The 18714-nt window shown below is 63.1% G+C and carries 17 protein-coding genes; 10 read left to right on the forward strand and 7 right to left on the reverse strand.

Annotated elements, in window-relative coordinates:
* The 5 genes from GHK62_RS15860 to GHK62_RS15880 all read left to right on the forward strand — a co-directional run.
* Positions 1–474 (forward strand): trimethylamine methyltransferase family protein (locus GHK62_RS15860; protein WP_193571417.1); only part of this gene is annotated, 474 nt, incomplete at its 5' end.
* Between the two features lie 107 nt (positions 475–581).
* Positions 582–1280, forward strand: coding sequence for a 4Fe-4S dicluster domain-containing protein (locus GHK62_RS15865; protein WP_153440131.1), 699 nt, complete (start codon positions 582–584; stop codon positions 1278–1280).
* A gap of 276 nt (positions 1281–1556) precedes the next feature.
* Positions 1557–2324, forward strand: a complete 768-nt coding sequence (locus tag GHK62_RS15870; RefSeq protein WP_153440197.1) for a phosphodiester glycosidase family protein — start codon at positions 1557–1559, stop codon at positions 2322–2324.
* Between the two features lie 74 nt (positions 2325–2398).
* A complete protein-coding gene (locus GHK62_RS15875) occupies positions 2399–2926 on the forward strand; it encodes an RNA polymerase sigma factor (protein WP_153440132.1) in 528 nt (175 codons plus the stop codon).
* A 2-nt stretch (positions 2927–2928) separates the two neighbouring features.
* A complete protein-coding gene (locus GHK62_RS15880) occupies positions 2929–4938 on the forward strand; it encodes a vWA domain-containing protein (RefSeq protein WP_234886915.1) in 2010 nt (669 codons plus the stop codon).
* A 232-nt stretch (positions 4939–5170) separates the two neighbouring features.
* On the opposite strand, the gene GHK62_RS15885 is transcribed toward GHK62_RS15880, so the two are convergent.
* From GHK62_RS15885 to GHK62_RS15895, 3 genes are all read right to left on the reverse strand, one after another.
* Positions 5171–5518 carry a hypothetical protein gene (locus GHK62_RS15885; RefSeq protein WP_153440133.1) on the reverse strand — a complete coding sequence of 116 codons (348 nt, stop codon included), beginning with the start codon at positions 5516–5518 and terminating at the stop codon, positions 5171–5173.
* A 301-nt stretch (positions 5519–5819) separates the two neighbouring features.
* Complete coding sequence (bmt, locus tag GHK62_RS15890) at positions 5820–6839, reverse strand: betaine--homocysteine S-methyltransferase (RefSeq protein ID WP_153440134.1); 1020 nt, start codon at positions 6837–6839, stop codon at positions 5820–5822.
* 106 nt (positions 6840–6945) lie between these two features.
* Entirely contained in the window at positions 6946–7815 is an 870-nt protein-coding gene (locus GHK62_RS15895; RefSeq protein ID WP_153440135.1) for a LysR substrate-binding domain-containing protein, read from the reverse strand.
* A 105-nt stretch (positions 7816–7920) separates the two neighbouring features.
* Here GHK62_RS15895 and GHK62_RS15900 point away from each other — a divergent pair, with 105 nt between their 5' ends.
* Positions 7921–8340: a tautomerase family protein gene (locus GHK62_RS15900; RefSeq protein ID WP_153440136.1), complete on the forward strand. Its 420-nt coding sequence runs from the start codon at positions 7921–7923 to the stop codon at positions 8338–8340.
* Positions 8341–8510: 170 nt separating this feature from the next.
* On the opposite strand, the gene GHK62_RS15905 is transcribed toward GHK62_RS15900, so the two are convergent.
* The 4 genes from GHK62_RS15905 to GHK62_RS15920 form a co-directional block, all read right to left on the reverse strand.
* Positions 8511–9557: a quaternary amine ABC transporter ATP-binding protein gene (locus GHK62_RS15905; RefSeq protein ID WP_153440137.1), complete on the reverse strand. Its 1047-nt coding sequence runs from the start codon at positions 9555–9557 to the stop codon at positions 8511–8513.
* Positions 9550–10458, reverse strand: coding sequence for an ABC transporter permease (locus tag GHK62_RS15910; protein WP_153440138.1), 909 nt, complete (start codon positions 10456–10458; stop codon positions 9550–9552). The genes GHK62_RS15905 and GHK62_RS15910 overlap by 8 nt, the downstream gene beginning before the upstream one ends.
* 252 nt (positions 10459–10710) lie before the next feature.
* Positions 10711–11709 carry an ABC transporter substrate-binding protein gene (locus tag GHK62_RS15915; RefSeq protein WP_153440139.1) on the reverse strand — a complete coding sequence of 333 codons (999 nt, stop codon included), beginning with the start codon at positions 11707–11709 and terminating at the stop codon, positions 10711–10713.
* Between the two features lie 878 nt (positions 11710–12587).
* Positions 12588–12731, reverse strand: coding sequence for a hypothetical protein (locus GHK62_RS15920; protein WP_153440140.1), 144 nt, complete (start codon positions 12729–12731; stop codon positions 12588–12590).
* Positions 12732–12979: 248 nt separating this feature from the next.
* On the opposite strand from GHK62_RS15920, the gene GHK62_RS15925 reads away from it, so the two are divergent.
* From GHK62_RS15925 to cobW, 4 genes are all read left to right on the forward strand, one after another.
* On the forward strand, positions 12980–14452 hold the full coding sequence (locus GHK62_RS15925; protein ID WP_153440141.1) for a cobyric acid synthase: 1473 nt from the start codon (positions 12980–12982) through the stop codon (positions 14450–14452).
* Positions 14453–14570: 118 nt separating this feature from the next.
* Complete coding sequence (locus GHK62_RS15930) at positions 14571–16328, forward strand: adenylate/guanylate cyclase domain-containing protein (RefSeq protein ID WP_184108838.1); 1758 nt, start codon at positions 14571–14573, stop codon at positions 16326–16328.
* 622 nt (positions 16329–16950) lie between these two features.
* Positions 16951–17478 carry a bifunctional adenosylcobinamide kinase/adenosylcobinamide-phosphate guanylyltransferase gene (gene cobU / locus GHK62_RS15935; protein WP_153440143.1) on the forward strand — a complete coding sequence of 176 codons (528 nt, stop codon included), beginning with the start codon at positions 16951–16953 and terminating at the stop codon, positions 17476–17478.
* Positions 17479–17481: 3 nt separating this feature from the next.
* Positions 17482–18546, forward strand: coding sequence for a cobalamin biosynthesis protein CobW (gene cobW, locus GHK62_RS15940; protein WP_153440144.1), 1065 nt, complete (start codon positions 17482–17484; stop codon positions 18544–18546).
* The last annotated feature ends 168 nt before the right edge of the window (positions 18547–18714 follow it).

Here is an 18714-nt window from a genome sequence, read left to right on the forward strand (position 1 = left end):
CAGGCGGCGCACGAGTCTGCCAACACGCTCAACATGACGTTGCTCGCCGGCACAAACTTCGTGCTGCATGCGGCCGGTTGGCTCGAAGGTGGCCTCGTCTCGTCCTACGAGAAGTTCATGATCGACCAGGACCAACTCGGCATGATGCAGAAGATGGCCGAGGGTGTGGACCTTTCCGAAAACGCCCAGGCGCTCGACGCGATCCGCGAGGTCGGACCGGGCAGCCACTATCTCGGCTGCGCCCACACGCAGGCGAACTTCCAGACCGCCTTCTACCGCTCGCCGCTCGCCGACAACAATTCATTCGAGCAGTGGGAAATCGAAGGTGAGAAGCGGATCGAACAGCGCGCCAATGCGCTGGCGCGCAGCTGGCTCGAGCACTACGAGGCGCCTTACCTCGACCCGGCAATCGACGAGGCATTGAAGGACTACATCGCCAAGCGCAAGGACTCCATGCCCGACGCCTTCACCTGAAAGGCTCCCGAGCGAGCCAGGGAGCAAGGCGGCAGGGCGCAGGTGGCCGACATGATCCAGAAGGACGTCTGGCGCCCGCATTACGAACTACACGGGCCGAAACCGAAATGACGGTTCCCTCGGCGGACGAATTGCTTGAAACGATCCGTGCGGCGCTCGCGCCGCACGGTCTTTTTTTGCGTGGCACGGTGAGTTTTGCCGATGGCGAGGAAGCTCCGATGCTGGCGGACGGCAGACCCGCCGCGAGCATCGTGCTCATCGGCAATATCGGCGGCTCGCTCTGGGAGCCTTTCAGCCGCTGGCGCGATGGTGAGCCCGCTCGCGGAGGAGCCGACCCGCTCGACAATTGGTCGAAGCAGGTAATCCGGCCTGTTGCGGAAGCCGCCGGAGCGATCGCCTATTTCCCTTCCGATCCGCCCTGGCAGCCCTTCCAGCAGTGGGCAATGCGGGCCGAGAGGCTGAAGACTTCGCCGCTCGGGATCCTTATCCACCCGCAGTACGGCCTCTGGCACGGGTATCGGGGAGCGCTCGGCTTCGATCAGGTACTGCCGCGGACGGGCAGCATTTCGGTTGGCCATCCTTGCGACGCCTGTGTGGAAAAACCGTGCAGCTCCGCCTGTCCGGCTGATGCCTTGGCCGCCGGCACATTCGATGTCGGCCGCTGCCGCACACATCTGAGGACGCAGGCGGGGGCAGGCGGCTGTCTCGCCCATGGCTGTCTTTCGCGCGATGCCTGTCCGGTGGGGCGGGATTATCGTTATCCGGCTCAGCAACTCCGGTTCCACATGGCAGCGCTCAGTTTGTAGCCGACGCGGATTGCCCCTCACCCTAACCCTCTCCCCGCACGCGGGGAGAGGGGACTTAAGAGGCCGCCGCTTGCCCTTTCGTCTCCAATTCGGCTAGCTGGGCGAGGGGGCTTCGGCTAGCCGGGCGAGCGGGCGCGGCGGATCCCTTCGCCCCGCTTGCGGGGAGAAGGTGCCGGCAGGCGGATGAGGGGCCTTCCGCGATGGCGAACGCACGCTGCAATTTTCGCCGCAATCCGTGCGATGCTACGCCTCACGATCCGCTTCGAGTCGCGAACCATGCCGCTGTTTCCGAAAGCCTTCCTCGTCGGCGCCGCCATCCTCACCGCCGGCTTTGCCAAGCCCTCGCCAGCCGACGCGGCAGACACCGCCTGCCGGAGCGTTAGCCACCTGGGCGAGGACTATGTCGTCTGTTCCTTCGATCCGGCGGCGAGCGACATTCGCCTCTACAACAAGGGCCAGGGGGGCGTACCGTTCAAATCCTTCAAGGCGCTGTCGCTCGAACTGCGCCACCGCGACGAATATCTCGTCTTCGCCATGAATGGCGGCATGTACCATGAGGATCTCTCGCCCGTTGGCCTGTATGTGGAAGAGGGCGTGGAGCAGGCGTCGCTCAACACCAATTCCGGCTGGGGCAATTTCCACCTGCTACCGAACGGCGTCTTCTACATCGGCGACGGCAAAGCCGGCGTTATGGCGGCGGAGGCCTATCGCGCCGCAGGTATCAAGCCGCGCTTTGCGACGCAATCCGGTCCGATGCTGGTGATCGACGGGGCGCTGCATCCGCGCTTCCTGGCAAACAGCGACAGTTTGAAAACCCGAAACGGCGTCGGCGTGACAAGCGGGGGCGAGGTGGTCTTCGCGGTGTCGAAACGGCCGGTGCGCTTTCATGATTTCGCGACGCTGTTTCGTGACGCGCTTGATTGCCCGAACGCGCTCTTTCTCGATGGCACGATTTCGAGCCTCTATGCGCCCGAGATCAATCGCCACGATCGTCTGTTTCCGCTCGGTCCGATTATCGCCGTTGTCGCTTCGTTCCCGCGATAATTTTTTCCCGAGGGCCCAAGGAACGGTCGGCGGCGGACGTCTAACGGGAAAACAGGTGGAAGGCGGGCACGGACTTGGACGCGGAACTCGTTGAAAGGGCGGTGAGGGGCGACAGGGAGGCGTTCAGCCTTCTGGTCGAGCGCCACTATGATTTCGTCCACGCGGTTGCCTGGCGCTGGACCGGCAACGTGACCGATGCGGAGGATATCGCGCAGGATGTCTGCATTCGCCTCGGTTCCGCGATCCGCGGCTTTCGTGGCACCAGTCGTTTCCGCACCTGGCTCTATACGCTGACGCTTAATGCCGCGCGCGACCATCGCCGCCGTCGAGTGTGTGACGAGCGCAAGATCGCAGCCTATGCGTCGGATCTAGCGGCGCAGGGCACACCGGACGGAGAGGACGAGAACCGGCAGGAAGCGCTCTGGACGGCAGTCCGGGCGCTGCCGGAGAAACAATGCGATGCCGTCCTGCTCGTCTACGCCGAAGGCTTGAGCCATGCCGCAGCGGCAGACGTGCTCGGCTGCTCCGAGGCGACCATCTCCTGGCATGTTCATGAGGCGCGCAGGCGTCTGCGGACAATGCTCGGTAAGGAGGCTGTGTGATCATGACCGACGATTTCGAAAAGCTTGCCGGAAAGCTGCCGCCGATGCCTTCGGGCGAGGCGCGGGCGCGCGCGCTCGCTGCGGCTATGGAAGCCTATGATACGGCGGAAAATTCGGGTGCCCCCCAAGGATCCGCGCCATCCCTTCGTCCAAGCTCCATCCTCAACCGGATTCGGAGCCCCATTATGAACCGGAAATTGCTTGCCGGATCGGCGCTGGCAACGCTGATCGTCGTCCCCGCCGCCATGTACCTGACACTGGAAACAGCCCGCAATGATCGGCTGCCCGAGCAGCAAACCGAGATTGCTGCAAACACCGAATCGAAGCCGGCCGCGCCTGAAGCGCAGGGCGCCGCGTCGCTTGCTCGCTCGCAGCCGGCACAGGCCGCTGCAAAAATTGCGGAAGAAGTGGAAAGCGAAGCACCGGCGGCCGCGGAAGCCGACGCGATGGCGAGCGGAACGGCCGCCGATGCCGCCGCTCCGATGAGCACGCTCGGTGGAGCCGCCGGCTTTGCTGCGCGCGGGCGCATGGAGATCATGCCGGCGCCGACGACACCGGGCGACATTCTTCCGCCGCCGATCGAAAACCGCGAGCGTTTTGGCAACGCCGATGCCAATCCGGTGAAGGCCGTGGCGGCCGAGCCGGTCTCGACCTTCTCCGCCGATGTCGATACGGCCTCCTATTCCTTCGTCCGCCGCTCGCTGATGGCGGGTGAGATGCCCAACCCCGATGCCGTGCGGATCGAGGAGATGGTCAATTATTTCCCCTACGACTGGCCGCGCCCGGCGTCGGCCAGGGAACCCTTCAGGGCGACGGTTACCGTCACGCCCACCCCATGGAACGCGGGCACGCGCCTGATGCATGTGGCAATCAAGGGCTACGAGGTCGTGCCGGCGGAGGCGCCGAAGGCCAACCTCGTCTTCCTGATCGACGTTTCCGGTTCCATGGACGAGCCGGACAAACTGCCGCTGTTGAAGAACGCCTTCCGGCTGCTCGTCGACAAGCTGAAGCCGGAAGACACGGTGTCGATCGTCACCTATGCCGGCAACGCCGGCACGGTGCTCGAGCCGACGGCGGTCAAGGATAAGGCGAAGATCCTGGCGGCGATCGATACGCTGACGCCCGGCGGTTCGACGGCCGGCGCTGCCGGCATCGACGCGGCCTACCAGCTGGCTGAAAAGGCCCGCGTCAAGGACGGCGTCAACCGCATCCTGCTGGCGACCGACGGCGACTTCAATGTCGGCCCGTCAAGCGACGAGGAGCTCAAGCGGCTGGTCGAGGAAAAGCGCAAGAGCGGAGTCTTTCTCTCGGTGCTTGGCTTCGGCCGCGGCAACTACAACGACGCACTGATGCAGGCGATCGCCCAGAACGGCAACGGCGTTGCAACCTATATAGACACCCTCGCCGAAGCCCAGAAAACCCTGGTCGAGGAGGCGGGCTCGTCGCTCTTCCCGATCGCCAAGGACGTCAAGCTGCAAGTGGAGTTCAATCCGGCAGCAATCGCGGAGTATCGTTTGATCGGCTACGAGACCCGGGCACTGAAACGCGAGGATTTCAACAATGACCGGGTGGATGCCGGCGATATCGGCTCGGGCCACAGCGTCACCGCGATCTACGAAGTGACGCCGAAGGGAAGCCCGGCTGTCCTCAACGACGACCTGCGCTATGCGACGGCGGAGAAGCCGGACGCGGACGCAACGGCGCATTCGGGCGAGCTAGCCTATCTCAAGATCCGCTACAAAAAGCCGGACAGCGACAAGAGCGAGTTGATCACCACGCCGGTCACTGAGGCGAATGCGGAGCCTTCGCTCGGCGAAGCCTCGGCAGACGTCCGATTCTCCACAGCCGTCGCCGCCTTCGGCCAGAAGCTTGCGAGAAACCCGGCGCTTGCCGGCTATTCCTATGCGGCGATCTCCGAGCTGGCGGCGGGCGCCAAGGGGGCCGATCCCTTCGGCTATCGCGGCGAGTTCGTCAATCTGGTGCGCCTGGCGAAGGGGCTTTCTGGCGAGTGACTCCGCGGAACCGCCCCTCATCCGCCTGCCGGCACCTTCTCCCCGCGGGCGGGGAGAAGGGGCGACGCCGCGCGGGCTTCGGCAAATTCCAAGCCATTCTGTCAGGGCTGTTGAAGGGGCGAGTCACGAGCCGCGGGCGCGACTCACCCTCGCCCCGCTTGCGGGGAGAGGGCAGGGTGAGGGGCAAGGAGCGCTGCCAGTGAAGCCGGTGCCTGCTGCTGCATCGAAGTTGCTAGGCCTTCGGGTAAGCCCGCTGCAGGCCGCCGGAATTCGCCAGCCCAGCCCGGAACGCTTGGCAGGCCGGGTGCTGGCTGGAGCGCGCTGCTTCCATGAGGCGCATCTGAAGCCGGGCCGGGGCCTCGTTGCCAAGCCACTGTCCGAGCTTCTCCAACTTCAATGAATTCAGGAGGGGTGCCTCGGCGGCGAGTTGGAGATGTCGGTACAGGCCTTCCATGAGGTTTTCGTCCTGCTCGGGGTTTTCCATCAGCAGCTTGACGAAAGCCTGATCTGCTTCGCCGAAGCTCGAAAGCTTGGCGGCGGTCGTGTCCCTGTCCGGAAACGCGGCTGGCCCGACACTCATGAATCGTCTCCCGTCGAATCGAAACGTCTCCGGGGATAGGACAGCAACCCGGCGCCTGCAAGCGTTGCCGGCAACGAGCGCCGCGGCGGTGACTGACGTGGCCTTGGGGCCGAAAAGCTATTTGCCGCTTGATATTGCCGATGTGCGCCGCCGACTGCGTCGGCCTCGGTCGCAAAATATCGCGACCGGCGCACGACGCCCGGCGCGACAGACCGCAACGTCTGATTCTTGCCGGAGAGCAAAAATACGCTCCGAGCACATCGCTCCGGAGCGTTTGTCGTTTCGTTCTGCGCAGTCTGTCTCAGGCGCGGCGGCGGCCAGCGCGTTCGCGGGTCGGTGCGGAGGCGCCTGCGTCGGCGGTCTTGTTGCGCAGCGGACCGATTTTTTCGACGATGAGGTCGAGCGTCGGGCGTTCGCCCTTCGCGTGATTGTCGAGCGCAAGCCGCATGGCGGCAAGATGGTTGCAGGAGGTGCCGCAGCAGCCGCCTATGATCTTCGCCCCGGCATCAACCGCGAGCCGCACATATTCCGCCATCAGCGGCGGGGTGCCGGAATAATGGATCTCGGAGCCACGGAATTCCGGAATGCCGCAATTGCCCTTGACGACGACGGTCGCCTCAGGCTTCGCCGCGGTCATGTCGAGCAGCGAAGAGAGGATGTCGGAGGCGCCGACGCCGCAATTTGCGCCAACCGCGACCGGGCCTTCGCCAATATCGCCGGCGACGGTGTGAATGTCCTTCGGGTGCAGGCCCATCATCGTCTTGCCGGCGGTATCGAACGAGCCGGTATAAACGTAAGGGAGGCCCACCTTGGTTGCTGCTTCAGCCGCCGCGCGGATCTCGTCCGGCGAGGACATGGTCTCGATCCAGGCCACTTCCGCGCCCCCCGCCTTCAGGCCTTCGATCTGCTCGGCAAAGGCCGCAACGGCATCCTCATAGGAAAGCGCGCCGAGCGGGACCAGGAGTTCGCCGGTCGGGCCGACGGAGCCAGCGGTGATGACCTTGCGCGGCGCCTTATCGGCAACGGCGCGGGCGATCTCGGCAGCGCGCTTGTTCAGCGCATGCACGCGATCTTCGGCCTGGTGCAGTTTCAGGCGATGGCGCGTGCCGCCGAAGGAATTGGTGAGGATGATGTCGGCGCCAGCATCGACGAAATCCTGATGCAGCTTGGTGATGTTCTGCGGCTTTGCCTCGTTCCAGAGCTCCGGCGCTTCGCCGGCTTCGAGCCCCATGGCAAAGAGCGACGTCCCGGTCGCGCCATCGGCAAGCAGAACGCCCTTCTGGGCAAGGAGATCGGAAAGGGCATTGGCGGAAGCAGACATCGGTTTTTCCCGGCTGAAAGAGATTGCAACAAGATATAAAGATATCTTTATGTGAATGCAACCGCCTTTGCTGTTGCGCGCCGGAAAAGTCGGAAAGCCGATATGCCTACGCCTGCGTCCGGATGGCGCTGGAAGGCAAGTCGTCCGCGAGCAGAGCGGCAAGATCCGTCACGGCCTTGTCCGCATGGGCACGCAAACGCAGGCTGAATTCGGCTGCGGGCAGGGGCGGCAGGTCGAGATGCGTCGGAGCGCGCTCGATCCCTGGCCCCCGGAACCGTGCCGTGCGAGTCGTGACGGCGATGCCGCTCATGACGGCGGCGCGCAGACCCGACAGGCTCGGACTCGTCGCCGCGATCCGGAAGGGGCGGCCTGCCGCTTCGAGCGCCAAGATCGCCGCGGCCCGGAACCCGCAGGGCGGATCGAGCACGGCCAGCGGCACTTCGGCGTCGATCGTTGCCAGACCTTTGTCGGCGCAAAGCCAGATCATCTCTTCTTTCAGCATAAGCACCTCATCTGCCGCAGGCGCCTGTCGCATCGTCAGGAGAATGTCGACCTGGCCCTGATCGAATGCCGTCGTCAGTTCCTTTGATCTGCCAATCCTGAGATCGAGGCGAACCCGCGGATGGGTGCGAGCGAAGCGGCGCAGGAGGTCGGGCAGCGTCGTATCTGCAAAATCCTGCGTGCTGCCGAGCGAGATTCGTCCGTCGGCGCGTGCGCCCCGGAGGCTGAGCCAGGCATCGCGATGTGCGTCGAGGATGCGGCGGGCGTGGTCCACAAGTTCCTCGCCGATCGGAGTCAGTGTGCGCCCGCGCCCGGCCGGCGCCAGCAGCGGTTCTCCGATCAGAGCTTCGAGGCGCTGCATTTGCGCCGTCACGGCGGAGGGCGACCGATTGACTGCCGCTGCGGCGTGCGCAAGCGAGCCCCCTTCAGCGAAGGCAAGAAATGTACGCAGAAGATCGGGATCGATGAAATTCATGCTTCGATGATATCGAACTATTGATGCAAGACAATTTGATTTTATTGATGTGTCTGTGGTGGCAAGCTGAACCTGAAGAACAACTGCAGTCGAAAGGAGCTGGCTATGCCCATCATCAATGTCACCGTCACCGGGCGCCCGGACCCGGACCTGTCCGCGAGGATCGCTGCAGAAGTCAGCGACCTGACGCAAGCGTACCTGCGCAAGGATCCGACCGTCACCGCCGTTGCGGTGGGTTATGTCGATCCACAGCACTGGTTTGCTGGCGGAAAGTCGATCGCGTCGCAGGAGACCAACAGCTTCTGGCTCGATATCAAGGTCGTGGACGGCACCAACACCAAACAGGAAATGGCCGCTTACATCGAAGCGATCTACGGCGCCTTCGGGAAGCTACTCGGAAAGGTCCATCCGGAGAGTTATGTGCTCGTTCACGAAGTCTCCGCAGCAGCCTATGGTTATGGCGGCAAGACGCAGGAGTTCCGCTTCATCAGCGGCAAGCTCCAGTCGGCTGTGTCGCGGGTCTAGCGCATCGGCCCGAAAATCGGACCCGATTTTCGGAAAGCACAATGCGCGGAATCAAAGAGTTACAGCGTCCTTTGTGCGTCCTAAAGGCCGCACGGCGCTGTAACGAGCCGCGTAGGAAAAGGGCGCCGTCTGGGCGCCCTTCGTCTGTGCGGTGAGAATGCCGTGGCTGCCTATGCCGCCTGGCGGTCGGCGTGGCTCGTCGGCGTCACCATGGCGGCGATGATCGTCTGCAGGTCGATCGCGCCGATCGGCCGGCCGTTCTCATCGACGACGTGGGCCGTGGCGACATGCGCGCCGGTCATCGTGCGGGCGGCCGCTTCGAGAACCGTGCCGGCCAAAAGCGGCACGCCCTCTGGATTGCCGGAGAGCGGCCGCATGATCGTCTCGACGTGCACGACGCGGCCACGGTTCACTTCCTTGACGAAGGCGGTGATGTAGTCGTCGGCCGGCGACAGCACGATCTGCTGGCCGGTGCCCTGCTGTACGACGCGGCCGTCACGCAGGATCGCGATCCTGTCGCCCAACCTCAGCGCTTCGTCGAGGTCGTGGGTGATGAAGACCACAGTCTTTTTCAGTTCCTTCTGCAGGTCGAGCAGCACCGTCTGCATGTCCATGCGGATCAGCGGATCGAGCGCCGAATAGGCCTCGTCCATCAGCAGGATGTCGGCGTCGTTGGTGAGCGCCCGGGCAAGGCCGACGCGCTGCTGCATGCCGCCCGAAAGTTGGTTCGGATAGTGGTTCTCGAACCCCTTGAGGCCGACGCGCTCGATCCAGCCGCGCGCCCGCTTTTCGCTTTCGCGCCGCTCGATGCCCTGGATCTCGAGGCCGTATATCGTGTTCTCGAGAACGGTGCGGTGCGGCAGCAGCGCGAACTTCTGAAACACCATTGCCGTCTTGTTGCGACGGAATTGGCGAAGGTCGTTTTCGTTCATCTTGCAGACGTCGGTGCCGTCATAGAGCACCTCGCCGGCGGTCGGGTCGATCAGCCGGTTGATGTGACGGATCAGCGTCGACTTGCCGGAACCGGACAGACCCATGACCACCGTGATGCAGCCGCCGGGCATCAGGATATTGATGTCCTGCAAGCCGAGCACGTGACCATGCTTCTCGTTGAGCTCGGCCTTGCCCATGCCCTTCTTGACGACGTCGACGTAGTCTTCGCCGCGGGGGCCGAAGATCTTGTAGAGGTTCTTTACCTCGATTGCGTGACTAGCCATGAATAACCTCCGAGTGCTTTTGCAGCCGCCTTCCGAAGGCCTGGCTGGTACGATCGAAAATGATAGCGATGCCGACGAGGGCAAAGCCGTTGAGGAAACCGACGGTGAAGAACTGGTTGGCGATCGCCTGGAGCACGTTCTTGCCGAGCCCGCCGACGCCGATCATCGAGGCGACGACGACCATTGCCAGCGACATCATGATCGTCTGGTTGATGCCGGCCATGATGGTCGGCAGGGCCAGTGGCATCTGCACGTTCTTCAGTTTCTGCCAGGCGGAGGAGCCGAAGGCGTCGGCAGCCTCCAACACTTCCTTGTCGACGAGCCGGATACCGAGATTGGTGAGTCGGATCATCGGCGGCACGGCGTAGATGACGACGGCGATCAGGCCCGGCACCTTGCCGATGCCGAAGATCATGACCACCGGAATGAGATAGACGAAGCTCGGCATCGTCTGCATGACGTCGAGGATCGGATTGACGAAGGCCTGCACGCGGTCGGAGCGGGCCATCAGAATGCCGATCGGGATGCCGATCACGATCGAGATCAACGTGCAGACGGTGACCATGGCGAGCGTGACCATGGTGTCGTTCCAAAGCCCGACGAGCCCGATCGCCAGCATCGACAGCGCCGTGCCGATGGTGATCTTTACGTGACGGCTGCCAACATAAACGATGGCGATCATGATGATCAGCACTAAGATCCAGGGCGAACTGACGAACGCCCGTTCCAGGTAGTTCAGGAACCATTGCAATGGCTGGACCACTGCATCGATCGCATCACCGTAGCTGCGCACGAATCCCTTGAATCCGTCGTCGACGCTCTTGCGCGCCATGCGAATGGTGCCATCGTCAATGGCCGGGAACTTGCAAAGCAGTTCCGGCAAGAAACTGCAGATAGCCATATTTTTCCCCTTCCGGCCGGAAGTCCTGTGCCGCCGGCTGCGTCTTTGGTACGGCCGCGTGCGGCCGTCCTGCGCAGACTTGCTCGTGACCTCTTACGTGTCCCGGCGCGAGAATGTGACAGCGGAACAACGTTCGCGCTTTACTGTTTGCGACGTCAGCGAAGCACTTCACCGCTATGGGCCCAGTCAGGCGGCAATTGTTTGCCCAGGCGCGGCGGCCCGGTCCGGCTGCGTCCACCGCGACGCCTGTTGTCAGAGGGCTGCCTTGACCTTCTCGGCCACCTCGGGACTGACCCATTGGGTCCACATCTCGGGAAACTCTTGGAGAAAGTGTTTGGCCGCGTCCTCGTTGGTGCCCTGGTTCTGGTCCATCCAGGCCAGGACCTTGTTGACGGTGCCGTTATCCCACTTGCGCACCTTGATGTAATCCATGGCGACGCCGGCCTTTTCCGCGAAGGACTTCGTCACGACGGTGTAGACATCCGAGACCGGATAGGAATTGACCTTGGGGTTCGGGCAATCGGGAACGGCGGAGCAGGCGTCCCACTCCTTCTTGTCATGGTCGACGCCGAAGGAGAGGCGGGTCATTTCATACTTGCCGAGGATCGCGGTCGGGGCCCAGTAATAGCCGAGCCAGCCGGTTTTCTTCTCGAAAGCGTTGGCAATGGAGCCGTCGAGGCCGGCGGCCGAGCCTGTATCGACCAGTTCGAAGCCGGCTTTTTCGGCGTCAAGCGCCTTGAACAGATTGGCGGTCGAGACCTGGCAGTTCCATCCGGAGGGGCAGTTGTGGATCGCGCCTTTTGACGCATCTTCCGGCGCAGGGAATAGGTCCGGATGTTTCAGAGCGTCCTGCACGGTCTTGATTTCCGGGTGTGCATCGGCGAGGAACTTCGGTATCCACCAGCCCTCGACGCCGCCCTCGCTTAAGAGTGGCGCGGCCTGGATAAGACGTCCTTCCTTGATGGCTGCGTCGAGCGGCGTGCGCACCGCGTTGACCCAGAGTTCGGGTGCCATGTCGGGCTGCGCTTTCTCGTTCATCGAGGCGAAGGTCGGCATCGTGTCCCCGGTGACGAGCTCGACGGTGCAACCATATCCGTTTTCAAGAATGAATTTGTCGACATGGGCGGCGACGCCCGCCGAGGCCCAGTTCATTTCGGCAATGCTGACTTCGCCGCATTCCGCGGCTTGCGCCGCGCCCGCCACGGCGTAAAGGCCCACGGCGAGAAAGGTGGACGCGAGGAGCTTCTTCATGTTTGCAAGACCTCCCAGTCTTTGTGCAGCCAACGATCGCGAGTGCCGTGCGGGTTACCGCTGTCCCGACGCCCGATTATTCAGTGCAGCCTGAGGTTCGACATCGGAAGGCCAAAATCATGCCCCCGCTGCTGCAGTGTGGGAGTTCTATCCTATCCTGGCCGCGGAACCCTGTCGCCGGCCGGATCTCCTCTTCACCGCTGTGGCAAGCCTAAGTATTCCCAAAGAGAAATCAACCTCTTCAATTGGATTGCCGCGTCGAACGGCACCGTCGTCATGCGTGCGATTTCTGGCTTTCCGGCCGCAAATTTGAGCATTTACGACAAAATTGCCGCAAAATGGGGCTCTGGGAAACTGCGGCACCTCAGGGCCTGTTTCAATCGGGACGTTTCCTGTCGCGATTGCGCCCGCGCATCCATCCGAAGATGTCACGAAAAAAATCAAAAAAAATCGCAATTCACCATTGCTTAAGCGATCAATAACCATCCGGTAACGATGTCAGGCTAATTGTTTGCATGCGGCGGGCGACTGTCGCAGGTCCGGATCAGGTGTTGCGTACCGGACCTGGAACATCCCGCGCCCTATTGCATCTTTCCTCAAATCCTATCCGATTTGAGGAAAGATGCAGCAATTCGAGGTGCTGCAGCGTCCCTTTGCGCGTCTGATAAGACGCGCGGCGCTGTAGGACGGCGGGGCGCTCTGACCTCGAAGAGCGCCGCGATCTCCGGTGTATTCTGCCGGAGAGACCATGCGTTACTAGCGGCCGCATCCCCTCGCAGGAGGTCGGGTGCGGTTTTCGCATTGTGGTCTACTCAACCAGCAAACGGCAACAAAAAAGCCGCCCCGAAAGGAGCGGCTTGAAGCGGGAACGCGCCTGATCATCCAATGTTGGAAGTGCGGATGAAACCGAGCGGGCCACGAGGCGCATCCATCTCGATATTGCGCACGCGGGACTGGCTCGACGGCGCCTTGGAGTTCCAGGCGATCTGAACGAAATTGGGTTTGCTGAAGACGAACAGCATGGCTTTTCTACCTTGGGAGTCCGGGGCTTCGCCCGGGGTTGTTTCGATGCCGTCGATATAAGCGCGAACGGGTGGAACTCAAATGCCAATGTCGCCATCGCATGTCGCAATTCCGCCAGTCCTGTCGCTATTTAGAACAAGCTTCATGAGCGTCCGAAACGGGCCGTGATCACGCACGGCAAAATCACGCTGAACCGCGTCGAAAACAGGCCTTTGCCGGTGCTGGTTTCGATGTTACGGGAGGTCGCATGACAAAGAAGATCATGCTGCAGGGAACCGGCTCGGATGTCGGAAAATCGGTATTGGTGGCCGGGCTCTGCCGGCTCGCCTCCAATCGTGGATTGAAGATCAGGCCGTTCAAGCCGCAGAACATGTCCAACAACGCCGCCGTTTCCGATGACGGCGGCGAGATTGGCCGGGCGCAATGGCTGCAGTCGGTGGCCGCGCGTGTGCCGTCCTCTGTCCACATGAATCCGGTGCTTCTGAAGCCGCAATCGGACGTTGGGAGCCAGATCATCCTGCAGGGCAAGGTGGCAGGCCAGGCGAAGGGCAGGGATTATCAGGCGCTGAAGCCGAAGCTGCTGGGCGCCGTGATGGAAAGTTTCGAACGTGTCTGCGCCGGTGCCGATCTCGTCATTGTCGAAGGTGCGGGGTCGCCGGCGGAAATCAATTTGAGGGCCGGCGATATCGCCAACATGGGCTTTGCCACGCGCGCCGGCGCGCCCGTGGTGCTTGTCGGCGATATCGACCGCGGCGGCGTCATCGCCTCGCTTGTTGGCACGCACGCGATCTTGCCCGAAGAGGATCGGCGCATGGTGAGCGGCTATCTCATCAACAAATTCCGTGGTGACGTGACGCTCTTCGACGAGGGGATTGCGGCGATTCACCGGTTCACCGGCTGGCCTTGCTTCGGCGTGGTGCCGTGGCTGAAGAGTGCCGCACGGCTGCCTGCGGAGGATTCGGTCGTGCTGGAAAAGCTCGCCCGCGGCGACGGCAAGGCGCTCAAGGTCGCGGTGCCGGTCCTGTCGCGGATCGCGAATTTCGACGATCTCGATCCGCTGATGGCCGAGCCGGAGGTCGATCTCGTCTTCGTGCGGCCGGGCACGCCGGTTCCCGACGATGCCGGCCTCGTCGTCATTCCCGGCTCGAAATCGACGATTGCCGACCTCAAGGATTTTCGCGCCGAGGGCTGGGACCGGGACCTCGAGCGCCACCTGCGCCGTGGCGGGCGAGTGATCGGAATTTGCGGCGGCTACCAGATGCTCGGCGCGCGGGTCACCGATCCGCTCGGCATCGAAGGCAGCGAACGCGAAATCGCGGGCCTCGGCCTGCTTGCCGTCGAAACGGAAATGGCGCCGGAGAAGACAGTGCGTAACAGCCGCGCCTGGTCGCTGGAACATGACGTGCCGCTCGACGGCTATGAGATCCACCTCGGTAAGACCACCGGCACCGATTGCGACCGCGCGCCGGTCTCGATCGACGGTCGCCGTGACGGGGCGATGTCGGCCGACGGCAAGGTGATGGGCACCTATCTGCACGGGCTTTTCGGCAGCGACCCCTATCGGGCCGCGCTGCTCAAGAGCTTTGGCATTGAGGCTGGCGGCGGCAACTATCGTCAATCGGTCGATGCGGCACTCGATGATATCGCCGGCGAGCTCGAGGCCGTGCTCGACCCTGCCTGGCTCGACCGGCTGTTCTGCGGCGAGTGCAAGATGGCGTGAAGCCGCGGCGAGCGCCGAAGGGTCGGGCCGCCTGGCACCATTTTGTTGCTTCTCCGGCTTCTGTATTTAAGCTACGGTTGAAATGTCCTGACTGTACGCCGCAGGAGCGGCTGTCCTCGTGGAACGGAAGCTCGCAGTGATCCTTGCCGCTGACGTTGCTGGTTACAGCCGGCTTGTCGCTGCCGACGAGGAAGGCGCGCTTCAGACGCTTGGCACCTACAGCGCGGCGATCGGCGACCTCGTTGCCGAACATGGCGGGCGCATATTTGGTTCGGCCGGCGACAGCGTCGTCGCGGAGTTCCACAGCGCCGTGCAGGCTGTGCGGGCCGCGGTCGCCATCCAGCGTGTGCTTTATCGCCGCAACGCCGACCTTCCCCCCGACCACCGAATGGAGTTTCGCATCGGCCTCAACCTTGGTGATGTCGTCGTCGAAGGCGACAATCTTCTCGGTGACGGCGTCAACGTGGCTGCCCGGCTGCAAGAAGTCGCGCAGCCGGGAGGAATCTGTATTTCGGGTGCGCTCCACGACCAGATCGAGGGCAAGCTCGATTTTCCGCTGGTTCACCTTGGCGACCGCAACCTCAAGAACATTCCGCGTCCCGTGCCGGTGCACAGGGTCGACTGGCGTCGCGAGGACCCGGTCGAGGCCGGGGTGCTCGGCGGCCCACTCGTCCTTCCGGACAAGCCCTCGATCGTCGTCCTTCCCTTCGTCAACATGTCGGGCGACCCGGAACAGGAGTATTTTGCCGACGGGCTAACCGAGGACATCATCACCGCGCTTTCGCTCTACCGCTGGTTCTTCGTCATCGCCCGCAACTCTTCCTTCGCCTATAAGGGGCGTGCCGTCGACGTGAAGCAGGTCGGCCGCGATCTTGGCGTGCGCTATATCGTCGAGGGGAGTGTGCGCCGGGCCGGGACGCGTCTGCGCGTGACCGGACAGCTCATCGAAGCCGAGACCGGCGTCCATCTCTGGGCCCAGCGCTACGACCGCGAACTTGCGGATATCTTCGCCATCCAGGACGAACTCACGCAGAACGTCGTCGGCGCGATCGAACCGGAAATCCTCATCGGGGAGAGCCGGCGTGCCCAGTTCAGCCTTACCAACAACCTCGATGCCTATGAATGTCACATGCGCGGCACCTGGCTGCACAATGCGCAGGACACCGCCGAGCACTTTAAGGAAGCAATCATGTGGCATCGGAGGGCGATCGCTCTTGATCCCGATTTCGGCCGCGCGCACATGATGCTTGCTCGCACGCTCTACGCACGTTGCTTCCACGGCTTCAGCGACGATGTCGACCGCGACAGTGCCGAACTCTATGCGGCGGCCGAGCGCGCTGTCGCGCTGGAAGAGCGCGACCCCTATTCGCACTACGCGATGTGCCTTGCCCATTTCGTGGCGCACCGTGCGCCCGCGGCCGTGGAAGAGGCGCAGCGGGCGATTGACCTCAACCCCAACCTGGCGCTTGCGCACATGGGCCTCGGCTGGGCCCGGATCTTCGCGGGACATTTCGCCGAGGCGCTTGACCCGCTCCACATGGCCCTGAGGCTCAGTCCGCATGACCCGATGACCTACCTGTTCCTCAACCACATCGCGCTTGCCCACTATCATCTCGGCAATTACGAGGAGGCGCTGCACTATTCGGAGCGCGGCATTTCACTCCGCCGGGCCTACTTTAATCGGGTGGTGCTTCTCGCGAGCCTGGGACAGCTTGGCCACGACCAGGAGGCGCGCGAGCTCATACCGGAAATCATGGCTCACGTGCCGGCAGACATTAGCCATTACTGGAAGATCCTCACGCCCTACGTCGATCCCAACCACTATGCGCATCTCATTGACGGGCTGCGCAAGGCGGGGTTCCCGCTCATCGAATAAAGTGACGCCAGGAAAAGCGCGTAGCGGTTTTCCGCTTTCAGCGCTGCCCATGTCGCAGGCCGTCGATTGACTTTGCCAGTGCCGCTTCATAATTAACGTCAATGGATGGTTCCCCCGCGCCGGAGCGGAGCGGGGGAGTAAATGGGAATGTGACGGGGCGGACCCACACCGGGCGCCCTTATCACAGCCGACCCCGCGACTGTAGAACGGTCAGGGTTCGCCATCGGGCTTGTCGCCGCTTTCAGACGGACCGCATGGGGCGGTTCCGCAGGAGGAGGGGGCGGCAGGCCGGAAAAGCCACTGGCATGGCATTGTGATCAGCCGGGCTGGACGCCTCTTCTTCTACGAATCGTCCGCCTTTCACGATGTCGAATGTGCCGGGAAGGCGAGGCGGGCCCGTTCAGCTTTGGTGGCTTGTGTTCGCTTGAACGCTGGCTGTCTGTAGCCGTGACGCCGTGAGCCAGGAGACCTGCCATCCGTCAGGGCATTCCGCCCGAAGGGGAGTCAATCCCCAACGCCAGCACGGAGGTTGTCGTGGCTCACGAATTGTCTTTTGAACGCGCGACAGGCGTGTTGTCCGCCTATTTCCGGTCGAAGCCGTCAGTGAACTGAGGCCGGCCGCATGTCCAATTCCAGTGCCGGGCCGATTCTCGTGCTTGGCGGCGCCCGCTCCGGCAAATCCTCTTTCGCTGAAAAACTCGTCGAGGCCTCCGGGCTGCCGATGCATTACGTCGCCACAGGGCGAGCCTGGGACGACGAGATGCGCGATCGCATCCGCCACCACCAGGACACGCGGCGCGGCAAGGGCTGGATCACCCATGAGGAGCCTCTCGATCTCGTTGCCTTGCTTCGCCGGATCGACGATCCGGCACGCGCGATCCTCGTCGATTGCCTGACGCTCTGGGTCACCAACCTGATGATGGAAGAGCGCGACATGGCGGCCGAATTCGCGGCGCTCGCGGCCTTCCTGCCCGAGGCGAGGGCGCGCCTCATCTTCGTTTCCAATGAGGTTGGCCTTGGCATCGTGCCGGAAAACCGCATGGCGCGCGACTTTCGCGACCATGCCGGCCGCCTCCACCAGATGGTCGCGGAGAAATCCGCCGAAGTTTACTTTGTCGCGGCCGGATTGCCGCTGAAAATGAAGGGTTGATCCATGACACTCGCAAAGGCTCAGCAGGGCAAGATCCCGGCCACAGTCATCACCGGCTTCCTCGGCGCCGGCAAGACGACGATGATCCGCAATCTTTTGCAGAACGCCGACGGCAAGCGCATCGCGCTAATCATCAACGAGTTCGGCGATCTCGGAGTCGACGGCGATGTCCTGAAGGGCTGCGGCGCGGACGCCTGCTCCGAGGACGATATCATCGAACTCACCAATGGCTGCATCTGCTGCACGGTCGCCGATGACTTCATCCCGACCATGACGAAGCTGCTCGAACGCGAGAACCGTCCGGACCACATTGTCATCGAGACCTCGGGTCTCGCCCTGCCGCAGCCGCTGGTCGCCGCCTTCAACTGGCCGGACATCCGCAGCGAAGTGACCGTCGACGGCGTCGTGACCGTCGTCGACAGCGCCGCGGTTGCCGCCGGCCGCTTTGCCGACGACCACGACAAGGTCGATGCGTTGCGCGTCAATGACGACAATCTCGACCATGAAAGCCCGCTCGAAGAGCTCTTCGAGGATCAGTTGACCGCCGCCGACCTCATCGTTCTCAACAAGACCGACCTGATCGATGCATCCGGCCTGAAGTCGGTGCGCGATGAGGTGGCTTCCCGCATCAGCCGCAAGCCGACGATGATCGAGGCGAAGAACGGCGAGGTGGCTGCCGCCATCCTGCTCGGCCTTGGCGTTGGCACCGAGGGCGAGATCGCCAACCGCAAGTCCCATCACGAGATGGAGCATGAGGCCGGCGAAGAGCACGATCACGACGAATTCGACAGTTTTGTCGTCGAACTCGGCGCGATCAGCGATCCCGCCGCCTTCATCGATCGGCTGAAGGGCGTGATCGCGGAGCACGACGTTCTGCGCCTCAAAGGCTTCGCCGACGTCCCCGGCAAGCCGATGCGCCTCCTGATCCAGGCGGTCGGCAGCCGCATCGACCAGTATTACGACCGGGCCTGGGCGGCCGGCGAGGCACGCGGCACGCGCCTCGTCGTCATCGGCCTGCACGACATGGACGAAGCGGCAGTGCGCGCGGCCATTGCGGCGCTGGTGTGAGGTGGTCTTGAACGGGCGCGAGAATTTCCCCTCCCCAAACCCTCCCCACAAGGGGGAGGGGCTTGGCCGGTCCCACCGTCTTTGCGTCCGTCCTAGACGGTTCAGCCAGACGCAAACGCTGAATACGGGCAGGTGGGCGCCGCAGGCGCTTAGCCCCTCCCCCTTGTG

It is taken from the genome of Sinorhizobium terangae (assembly GCF_009601505.1).
GTDB lineage: Bacteria > Pseudomonadota > Alphaproteobacteria > Rhizobiales > Rhizobiaceae > Sinorhizobium > Sinorhizobium terangae.